Annotated in this window: 2 protein-coding genes; both read right to left on the bottom strand. The window is 61.4% G+C overall.

Annotation, left to right across the window (positions count from 1 at the left end; translation table 11 throughout):
• Positions 1-5,285: non-ribosomal peptide synthetase (locus BT119_RS26070; protein ID WP_139271388.1), on the bottom strand; the 5,285-nt coding region annotated here is incomplete at its 3' end.
• 38 nt (positions 5,286-5,323) lie between these two features.
• The coding region (locus BT119_RS26065; protein ID WP_139271387.1) for a non-ribosomal peptide synthetase at positions 5,324-9,440 on the bottom strand (4,117 nt) is incomplete at its 5' end.

The raw sequence follows: 9,440 nt of genomic DNA, 5'->3' as shown, positions 1-9,440 counted from the left end.
GGGTTTTCCAGGCGTTGCGGCCATTCAGGGCGGTCAAAGGCGATGACCGGTGCAGACGTTTGCGGCACACGGTTCATCAGAGCCTGTTGGGTCAGCAGTACTTTGGGTGCGCTGTCGGCCAGCAGATAGGCAATGCGTTCGTCAGGGTGTGACGGATCGACCGGGACATAGCCGGCGCCTGCCTTGAGGACGGCGAGCATGGCCACCAGCGTGTCCAGCCCGCGACGGGCCATGACCGCCACGCGATCATCGACACCTACGCCGAGACTGATCAGGTGATGGGCCAGGGCGTTGGCGCGATGGTTCATCTCGCCGTAGTGCAGGCAATGTTCGCCCACCTGAGCCGCGACACTTTCGGGTGCGCTGACTGCCCGGGCTTCAATCATGGCGTGCACGGTCTGCTGCCGCGGGTAGTCTTGCTTGGTGTCGTTGAACGCCAACAGCAGTTGTCGACGTTCTGCTTCCGGCACTACCGGCAGGTCGCACACGGCTGAATCCGGGGCGGATTCAAGGGCCTCGACCAGATGACTCAAGGCGGTCTGCATGTAATCGCAGATGCGCCGCGCATCGATACCCGCCACCGCCTGTGCATTCAGGCTGAAACCGTCGCCAAAGTCATCGACGCTCAAGCTCAGTGGATAATTGGCACGTTCTTCACTGCTCAGAACATGAATACCGTGCCAGGCCTGGACCGCCTGTTCGGAAACGCTGGCAGCTGCACTGTGGCGGTAGTTGAGCAAGGCGCTGAAAAGCGGCGTCGGTGCGGCAACGCCGCTGCAACGCTGGGCCAAGGCAAGGGATGCATGTTCGTGACCGAGTAACGCGGTCACGCGCTTATGGGTCGCCTTGACCTCGTCACGCACGCCCTGCTCACCTACCGAAACCCGCAGCGGCAAAGTGTTGATGAACATGCCCAAGGCGCGTTCGGCGCCCTCACCGGCCTGCATCCGCCCCATCAACACCGTACCGAACACCACGTCACGCTTGCCCGACACAGTGCCGAGCACCTGGCCCCAGGCCAGATGCACCAGGCTGGCGGCGCTGACGCCTTGCTGCCGGGCCTGAGCCCGCAGGCGCAGATTCAGTTGAGGGTCCAGCGTCAGGCTGGCTTCCTTGACGTGGCTGCCATCGCCCTGCACATCCAGCAGGCCGTACGGTAGGGTCGGCTCTAGGATATCGCCCAGCATGTCGCGGAAGAACGTTTCGTGATCAGCCTGGCTGACACCCTGGCGTGCCTGAACCACATAGTTGCGGTACGGCACGGGCACCGACTCTGCCAAGGCTTCGGCCTCGCCGAGCAAGCCGTTCTGTATTTCGTGCTTCACCACTTCCAGCGCAGTGTGGTCCAGGGCCATGTGGTGGAACAGCAACATCGCGCAAATCCGCTGGTTGGGCGGATCTTCGGCATAGACCACGCGCATCAACGGTGCCTGACCGATGTCCAGGCGGTAGTGACGCGGGTCGAAGCGGCTGTGCAGTTGCTCGCCGATATCGCCGTTCACAGGATCCAGTTCGAGCGCTTCAAGGTGCAATTGGGCCTTACGCCAGACCACCTGCAGCGGGGACTCAAGGCCTTGCCACACCACACTGGTGCGCAGAATATCGTGACGGTCTATAACCGTTTGCAACGCTTGAACAAAAGCGTCCATGCGTTCGCGGTTATCAAAGGCGAACTGAGTCTGCAACACATAGGGATCGCCGCTTTCGGCGGCCAGGTGGTGATAAAGAATGCCTTCCTGCAACGGTGCCAGCGGGTAGATGTCCTGCACATTCGCCACGCCACCCGGCACGCTTGCTACGACCTGATCGATCTGCACCTGGGTCAGATTGATCAACGGCAGCAGCTCAGGCGTAATGCGTTTGCAATCCCCGGCGATCAGATTGGCCGGCACCATGACTGCCGTGCCACCACCGACCGCAGCAGCCAGTGCGGCCAACGTCGGCTGGCCGAACAGCGCACGCACATCGGCGCTCAGGCCCAACTGACGCATGTGCCCTATGAGGCTGACTGCCAACAGTGAGTGTCCGCCCAGCTCGAAGAAGTTGTCATGTCTACCGACCTGTTCAACGCCCAGCAAGTCTTTCCAGATAGCAGCGATCTGCGTTTCGGTTTCACCTTGTGGGGCTTCGTAGCCACGGCTGATCAGTGAGTCACTGTCCGGCGCTGGCAGGGCCTTGCGGTCGAGTTTGCCGTTCGGGGTCAGCGGCATTGCGTCGAGACGCACGTAGGCCGCAGCGATCATGTGGGCCGGCAGTTGTTCCTGCAGCCAGCCGCGCAGGCTGTCGATGTCTGGCTCAGTGTGAGCTGCCTGGACGGTGTAATAAGCCACCAGGCGTTTGTCGCCCGGAATGTCCTCACGGGCGGTGACTACCGCTTCATGGACCGCCGGGTGTTTGGCCAGGCGTGCATCGATCTCGCCCAATTCGATACGGAAACCACGGATCTTCACCTGATCGTCGTTACGGCCCAGGTATTCGATATTGCCGTCTGGCAGGTAGCGCCCCAGGTCGCCGGTACGGTACATGCGTGCCGCTGGGTTTTGGCTGAACGGGTCTTTGAGGAAACGCTCGGCAGTCAGGTCGTCACGGTTCAGATAACCCCGCGCCACGCCAGCACCGCCGATGTAGATCTCACCGGCAACGCCCAGTGGCACAGGCTGTTGCTGTTCGTCCAGCAGGTAAAACTGTGTATTGCCGACTGGCTTGCCAATGTGCGCTGCGAAGCCATCTTCGCGGTCCATCGCCACCCAGCTTGAGTAGGTGGTGGTTTCAGATGGGCCGTAGAGGTTGCACAGGCGCTGCACACCAGTTTTTTCGAACAGCGATTCAACCAGGCTGCGTTTCAGCGCTTCACCGGCGACGTTGACCGTATGGACCGACGTCGGCAGCCCGTCAACGTCCAACAGTGCTTTAAGCGCCGACGGTACGGTGTTGATCAGGCCGATATCGTGCTCGCCGTGTTGCAGCTCAAGGACGTTTTTGACCACTTCGATGCTGCCGCCCGAGGTCAGCGGCGCGAAGCACTCGTAGACCGCGAGGTCGAAGTTCAGCGAGGTGGAGAACAGCGTTTTTTCCAGCGCAGAGGCGTCGAAAGCACTATGCGCCCAGGTCAGGAAATTCACGGTGTTGCGGTGTTCGATCATTACGCCTTTCGGCAGACCTGTGGAGCCCGAGGTATAGATCAGATACGCCAAGTGCGCCGAGGTCAGCTCAGGCACCTGCGGATTCTGGACGGATTGGTCCTGCCAATCGTTCAGATCAAGATTGATGACAGGCGCTGAAACGTCGGCCAGCAAGCCCTGAGTCGCGGTTTGCGCCAGTACTGCGGCCGGAGCGCTGTCCTGCAACATGTAGGCAATTCGTTCTACCGGATAAGCCGGGTCGAGTGGCACGTAACCGCCGCCCGCCTTGAGAATCGCCAGCAAGCCGATGACCATCTCCACGCCGCGCTCTACACAAATCCCGACCCGCGAATCCGGCTGCACACCCTGCTTGCGCAAGGCATGGGCCAGGCGGTTGGCCTGTTCGTTAAGCTCGCGATAGGTCAGACGTTGTTTGCCATGCACTAAGGCCACATCATCTGGCGTGCGCTCGACCTGTGCTTCAAACAGTCCGTGAATGGTCTGCTGCTGCGGGTAATCCAGCGCGGTGTCGTTGAACTGCACCAGTAACTGCTCACGCTCTTCGGCCGGCAAGATCGGCAAGCTGTTCAACGACGTCTGCGGTGTCTGCTCCAGTGCATGCACCAGTCTTTCCAGCGCCGTCTGCATATACCCGCAAATCCGCTGGGCACCGATACCGGTGACAGCCTGAACATTCAGGCTGAATCCTTCGCCAAAATCGTCGAGGGATAAAATCAATGGGTAGTTGGTGCGTTCTTCGCCGCCCCTCACCTCGATCCCTTCCCAGAGTTGAGCGGTCTGATCGGTGACTTCCTGATCGGTCGCCGCTTCAGCGGAACTGTGGCGATAGTTGAGCAGTGCGCTGAACAGTGGCGTCGGTGCTGATACACCGCTGCAACGCTGGGCCAACGCCAGCGAGGCGTGTTCGTGGCCGAGCAATGCAGTCAAACGTATATGGGTCGCCTTGACCCCGGCGCGCACATCCTGCTCACCCACGTCCACCCGCAGCGGCAACGTATTGATAAACATCCCCAAGGCCCGGCGAACCCCCTCGCCGCCGCGCATACGCCCGAGCAGTACGGTGCCGAATACGACATTGCTGCGCCCGCACAGGCGCCCGAGCACCTGTGCCCAGGCAAGGTGATGCAAGCTCGCCGCGCTCACCCCTTGCAGTCGGGCCTGATTTCGCAAGCGCCGGCTCAGCTCTAAAGGCAGGGTCTGATGCGCTTCTTCGACACCATGGCCGTCGCCGCGCACATCGTGCAGGCCGAACGGCAGCGTAGGTTCGTCGACGTCGCCGAGCATCTCGCGGAAAAACCCTTCGTGCTGCTTGTTCGTGACGCCGAGCCGGGCCTGGGCCACATAGTTGCGATACGGCACTGGCTCGCCCAGGGTGTGGGCCTGACCGCTCAGGTGCGCGTGGAGTTCATGATGGATCTGGTCCAGCGCCGCATGGTCGATGGCGATGTGGTGAAACAGCAACATCGCCACCCAGCGCTGGTTGGCCACGTCGTGGGTGAAGGCCAGCCGCAGCAAGGGTGCCTGGCTGATATCGAGGCGGTAATGCCGTGGGTCGAAGCGTTGTTGCAACTGCTCGCTGGCGGTACCGGCGTCAGGCTCAAGGGTGATTTCGCTGAGCACCAGATCAGCCTTGTGCCACACAACCTGAACCGGCTCGTCCAGGCCTTCCCATACCATGCTGGTACGCAGGATGTCGTGGCGGTCGATGATCTGCTGCAAGGCCGTGGTGAACTCGTCGAAAAGCTCCCGGCTGGCAATCGTAAACTGTGCCTGTAGCACGTATGGATCGCCTTGTTCGGCGGCAATATGGTGATAAAGAATGCCTTCCTGCAACGGCGCCAGCGGGTAGATGTCCTGCACATTGCGCACGCCGCCAGGAACGCGGGCAACGATGCTTTCGATGGCTGCCTGGTCGAGTTTGATCAGCGGCAACATTTCCGGGGTGATGCGCTCGCAGCCCGGCACAATCGCCTGGGCGGGAACCTCCACTTCATCGGCCTTGCCGCTGTAATACTCGCCGGCATTGATCAGTTCGATCAATGCCGCCTTGTTCTCGCGCAACAGCGCCAGCACGGCGGGCTCCATGAGGGACTGTCGCTTACCGCTGACGACCAGTTGGTCGCCCTTGACGGCGAGCTGCACATCTTTCTCTTCCAGTACTGCCAACAGTTCAATCATGCTCACAGAACAATCTCCATTCTTTCCGTTGTTGCTGCGTATTCCATGAGGGTGGGGTGTTTGAACAGCGACTTGACCTCGGCCTCCAGGCCTTCCTGACGCATGCGTTCCATCAGGCTGACGGCGAGCAGGGAGTGACCTCCCAGCTCAAAAAAATGGTCATGTCGGCCAACCTGCGTGACACCCAGCAAGTCTTGCCAGATCTCCGCAATCAGTACTTCTCTCTCGCCTTGCGGAGCTTCGTAGCCACGGCTGATCAACGCGCCCTCGCCCGGCGCAGGGAGCGCCTTGCGGTCAAGTTTGCCGTTGGGGGTGAGAGGCAATGCATCGAGACGCACGTAAGCCACCGGGACCATGTAGGCCGGCAACTGCCCTAGCAGCCAGCCGCGCAGGCTGTCGATGGCTGGTTCCGTTTGCGCCGACCGGACCGTGTAATACGCCACCAGGCGTTTGTCACCGGGGACGTCTTCACGAGCGGTGACTACCGTATCCTGGACGGCAGGATGCCTGGCCAGACACGCGTCGATCTCGCCGAGCTCGATACGGAAGCCGCGAATCTTCACCTGATCGTCGTTACGGCCCAGGTATTCGATATTGCCGTCTGGCAGGAAGCGACCCAGGTCGCCGGTGCGATACATACGTGCCTGAGGCTGCCGGCTGAACGGATCCGCGAGGAAGCGTTCGGCAGTCAGGTCGTCACGGTTCAGGTAGCCGCGGGCCACGCCCGCGCCGCCGATGTAGATCTCTCCGGCAACACCCAGTGGCACGGGCTGTCGTTGCTCATCCAGCAGGTAAAACTGTGTATTGCCCACTGGTTTGCCGATGTGCGAAGCGAAGCCGTTTTCGCGATCCATCGCCACCCAGCTTGAGTAAGTGGTGGTTTCCGACGGGCCATAGAGATTGCACAGGCGCTGCACGCTGGTTTTCTCGAACAGGTTTTCCACCAGACTGCGCTTGAGTGCTTCACCGGCGACGTTGACGGTATGGACCGACTCTGGCAAACCGTTGATTTCCAGCAGCGCTTTCAGCGCCGACGGTACGGTGTTGACCAGGCCGATATCGTGCTCGCCGTGTTGCAGTTCCAGCACGTTTGTGACCACCTCGATGCTGCCCCCCGAGGTGAGCGGCGCAAAGCACTCGTAGACCGCGAGGTCGAAGTTCAACGAGGTGGAGAACAGCGTTTTTTCCAGCGCAGAGCCGTCGAATGCCGTGTGCGCCCAGCTCAGGAAGTTAACGGTGTTGCGGTGTTCGATCATCACGCCTTTCGGCAGGCCGGTCGAGCCTGAGGTGTAGATCAGGTACGCAAGATGCGCTGAGGTCAGCCCCGGCACCTGCGGATTCAGGGCAGATTCGTCCTGCCAGTTGCTTGCATCAAGATTGATCACAGGTACCGATACGTCGACCAGTAACGCCTCAGTCGCCGACTGCGCCAGCACAGCGGCAGGCGCGCTGTCCTGCAACATGTAGGCAATTCGTTCTACCGGGTAAGCCGGGTCGAGTGGCACGTAACCGCCGCCCGCCTTGAGGATCGCCAGCAACCCGACGACCATCTCCACACCGCGTTCCACACAGATCCCGACCCGCGAATCCGGCTGCACGCCCTGCTTGCGCAAGGCATGCGCCAGGCGGTTGGCCTGTTCGTTAAGCTCGCGATAGGTCAGGCGTTGTTCGCCATGAACCACTGCCATGGCTTGCGGTGTGCGCTCGGCCTGCGCTTCAAACAGCCCGTGAATGGTCTGCTGCTGCGGGTAATCCAGCGCGGTGTCGTTGAACTGCACCAGCAACTGCTCACGCTCGGCAGCAGGCAGGATAGGCAGGCTTTCGAGCGCGGCGTCCGGTGACTGCTCCAGCGCAACAAGCAGATTTTCCAGCGCGGTCTGCAGGTACCCGCAGACTCGCCCGGCACCGACTTTGCCGGTCACCAGCACTGAAAATCTGAAACCGTCACCCTGATCATCGACGTTCAAGGTCAACGGGTAGTTGGTGCGTTCCTCACCATTCTGCACGTCGATGCCGCGCCAGGCCTCGATCGATTCGTTGGTGGGCTCTGCCACGCTGCTGTGGCGGTAGTTGAGTAGCGCGCTGAACAGTGGCAACGGTGCCGCCACGCCGCTGCAACGCTGCGCCAGCACCAGCGGCGCGTGTTCATGACCGAGCAATGCGGTGAGTCGGGCATGGGTCGCTCGTACGCCGTCCCGTGCACCCTGCCCGGCCAGATCGACGCGCAGCGGCAAGGTATTGATGAACATGCCCAACGCCCGTTCGGCGCCTTCGCCACTGTGCATGCGGCCCATCAACACGGTGCCGAATACGACGGTGTGCCTGCCCGATACCTGACTCAATACCTGAGCCCACGCCAGATGCATCAGACTTGCGGCGCTTACCCCCAGCTGCCGAGCCTGGGCGCGCAGACGCCTATTCAACTGCCGGTCCAGTGTCAGGCTGCTTTCTTCAACATCGCGGCCATCCCCTTGCACATCCAGCAGCCCGAACGGCAGCGTCGGTTCGTCAATGTCACCGAGCAATTCGCGGAAAAACGCTTCGTGGGCCTCGCGGCTTACACCCAGGCGAGCCTGGGCCACATAGTTACGATACGGAATGGCTGCTTCGAGTTGGTCAGCCTGCCCCAGCAGATGCGCCTGCATGTCGTGGAGCACAATCTCCATCGCTGTATGGTCGAGGACCATGTGATGGAACAGCAGGATCGCCGCACAACGCTGGTTGGGCTGGTCTTCGGCGAAGATCAGCCGCAGAAGTGGTGCCTGGCTAATGTCCAGCCGCGAATGGCGAGGGTCGAAGCGCTGTTGCAGTTGCTCCATGATCGGCCCCTCGAGCGGGTCGAGTTCGACCTGCTCCAGCAACAGCCGAGCCTGACGACAGACAACCTGCACCGTTGTTTCCAGGCCTTGCCAAAGTACTGCAGTTCGCAGGATGTCGTGGCGATCAATCACACTTTGCAAGGCATCGACAAAGGCATTCAAACGCGTTAGGTCAGCAGTCTCGAATACCGTTTGCAGGACGTACGGATCGCCTTGTTCGGCAGCCAGATGGTGGTAGAGAATCCCCTCCTGCAGTGGTGCCAGCGGGTAGATGTCCTGCACATTTTCCACGCCGCCGGGCACGCTGGCGACAATGAGGTCGATGGCGGCCTGATCGAGATCGGCCAGTGGCAGCAGCTCTGGCGTAATGCGCTTGCAGTCGTCCGGGATGGCGTTTTGCGGGACTGTTATTTCATTCAGGCTACCCACCGCCGCAGCCAGCGCGGCCAGCGTCGGCTGTGTGAACAGGGTGCGAATATCGGCATCGAGCCCCTGGCGCCGCATTTGTGCGATCAGGTTGACGGCCAACAGCGAGTGCCCGCCCAGCTCGAAGAAGTGGTCATGACGACCCACCCGCTCGACGTGCAGCAACGAACTCCAGATCTCGGCCACGGCCATTTCCACCGGCCCCTGGGGTGCCTCGTAGTCCCGATCCGGAAGCGCGTTGCGATCCGGCATTGGCAGGGCCTTGCGGTCGACTTTGCCATTGGCCGTCAGCGGCCAGGCGTCCAGACGCACGAAGGCGCTGGGCACCATGTAGCCAGGCAGCACTGTCAGCAAGGCAGAGCGCAGTTCTGCCACCGGCGTCGACAGCGAACCGTCGCGCTCGATGAAATAAGCCGTCAGCCTTGGCTGGTCCGGTTCGTCCTCTCGGGCCAGCACCAGCGCTTCTTCGATGCCCGGTAATCGGCTTAGCTGCGCTTCGATCTCGCCCAGTTCGATGCGCGCGCCGCGAATCTTCACCTGATCATCGTTACGCCCCAGGTAGTCGAGAGTGCCATCGGCGTTCCAGCGTGCCAGGTCGCCGGTGCGGTACATCCGTGCGTCAGCGTGGAACGGATCACGCAGAAAGCGCTCGGCGGTCATCTCCGGTCGGTTCAGATACCCCCTCGCCACGCCTTCTCCGGCGACGTACAGCTCGCCCGCCACACCCAGCGGCACCAGTTGTTGATGCTCATCAAGCAGATACACGCGGGTATTGGCAATCGGTGTGCCGATGTCGAGTCTGCCGTCGGGCAGCAAACGCCCCGACGTGGCGACCACTGTGGCCTCGGTCGGGCCGTAGTTGTTGATGACGGTA

The sequence above is a fragment of the Pseudomonas sp. NFACC10-1 genome, from assembly GCF_900119195.1.
GTDB lineage: Bacteria > Pseudomonadota > Gammaproteobacteria > Pseudomonadales > Pseudomonadaceae > Aquipseudomonas > Aquipseudomonas cerasi.
This window is presented reverse-complemented; position numbering and strand designations above follow the sequence as displayed.